The sequence below is a fragment of the Methylosinus sp. R-45379 genome, assembly GCF_001644125.1.
GTDB lineage: Bacteria > Pseudomonadota > Alphaproteobacteria > Rhizobiales > Beijerinckiaceae > Methylosinus.
Map to the genome: position 1 here is coordinate 1 of NZ_LUUM01000206.1, position 1,033 is coordinate 1,033.

The 1,033-nt window shown below is 69.7% G+C and carries 3 protein-coding genes; all 3 read left to right on the forward strand.

From position 1 onward, the window contains the following. The first annotated feature begins 62 nt into the window (after window positions 1-62). On the forward strand, window positions 63-512 hold the full coding sequence (locus A1351_RS09010; protein WP_064032812.1) for a hypothetical protein: 450 nt from the start codon (window positions 63-65) through the stop codon (window positions 510-512). After that, complete coding sequence (locus A1351_RS09015; RefSeq protein WP_064032813.1) at window positions 509-817, forward strand: Rrf2 family transcriptional regulator; 309 nt, start codon at window positions 509-511, stop codon at window positions 815-817. Before A1351_RS09010 ends, A1351_RS09015 begins: the two co-directional genes overlap by 4 nt. Continuing rightward, the coding region (locus A1351_RS09020) for a hypothetical protein (protein WP_157096220.1) at window positions 814-1,033 on the forward strand (220 nt) is incomplete at its 3' end. The genes A1351_RS09015 and A1351_RS09020, both read left to right, overlap by 4 nt.

Sequence of the window (1,033 nt, forward strand, 5' to 3'; positions counted from 1 at the left end):
CGCCGCGGCGCGCCGCGGCCGGGGTGGGACGCTTGGGGGAATGAGGCGGAAGGCGGCGAAGGATGAGCGACATATTCGACCGGCTCGCGGCGAGCGCGCCGATCAATCGCGGGGCCGCGATGGCGACGCATGGGCGCGGCGTGAATTTCGAGCCCAAGCTCGGCCGGGCGCGCGAGACGTGGGATACTCCTCCGGCGATGCGGCCCCTGCCTCCCGACATGCCGAATTTCATGGGCCGCAGCTTCGGCCGGCTCCGCGTCATCGGGTTGGCGTGCGAGCGCGGAACGGGCGGCAAATATGCGCGCTGGGTCGTGCGCTGCGTCTGCGGACGATATGAGATGCGGCGCTCGCGGGCGGTCGGCGGACCGCACGCACCGCTCGATAGCTGCTCCTATTGTCATTATCTCGACGAGCTGCGCTTTCGAGATCACGTCAAGCAATTCGGCGAGGCGCGAGCGGTGCGAATGCGCGATGAGGAGAGAGCGCTCGTCCTGGCGAAGGCGCGCAAATGAGCGAGGATGCTCTTCTCTGGGCGGTGGGGCAGATCGCCGGCGGGCCGCAGTCGCGCTTCGTGCTGCTCATTCTCGCCGGCTGCGCGGATGAGCAGGGCCGCGCCGATGTGACATGCGCGAAAATCGCCGAGCTGACGGAGATGCGCGAGGCGCAGGTGCGCGCCGCGCTGCGCCAGCTGCGCGGGCGAGGGCTGCTCGAGCGGGACCGTATCGATCGTCCAGAGGGCGGATGCTACCGCCTGACGATGACGGCGGCCGATGCGGCGCTGCTCTCGCCTTTCGATGAAACACGGGAGGCTTCATGAGTGCGCGTAAGACGACGCTCTCCGAGCGAATCCATGCGGTGGAGCTGTGCGTGCGAGTGATGCGCGGCGCGGAACGCGCGCCGACGCGCGCGATGGAGCGGGACTATCTCGCCGATTGTCTCGCGGGCGCCATTGCGGCGCTGCGCTGGCTGGAGACGAACGGCGAGGATGCGCGCGCCTATGTCGAGCTGCGGCGGCGCGCGCGTGAGGCGGGCG

Bases quoted from the DNA above. Each gene is read 5' to 3' on its own strand.
- A1351_RS09010 (WP_064032812.1), top strand. From the start codon at position 63: ATGAGCGACATATTCGACCGGCTCGCGGCGAGCGCGCCGATCAATCGC.
- A1351_RS09015 (WP_064032813.1), top strand. From the start codon at position 509: ATGAGCGAGGATGCTCTTCTCTGGGCGGTGGGGCAGATCGCCGGCGGG.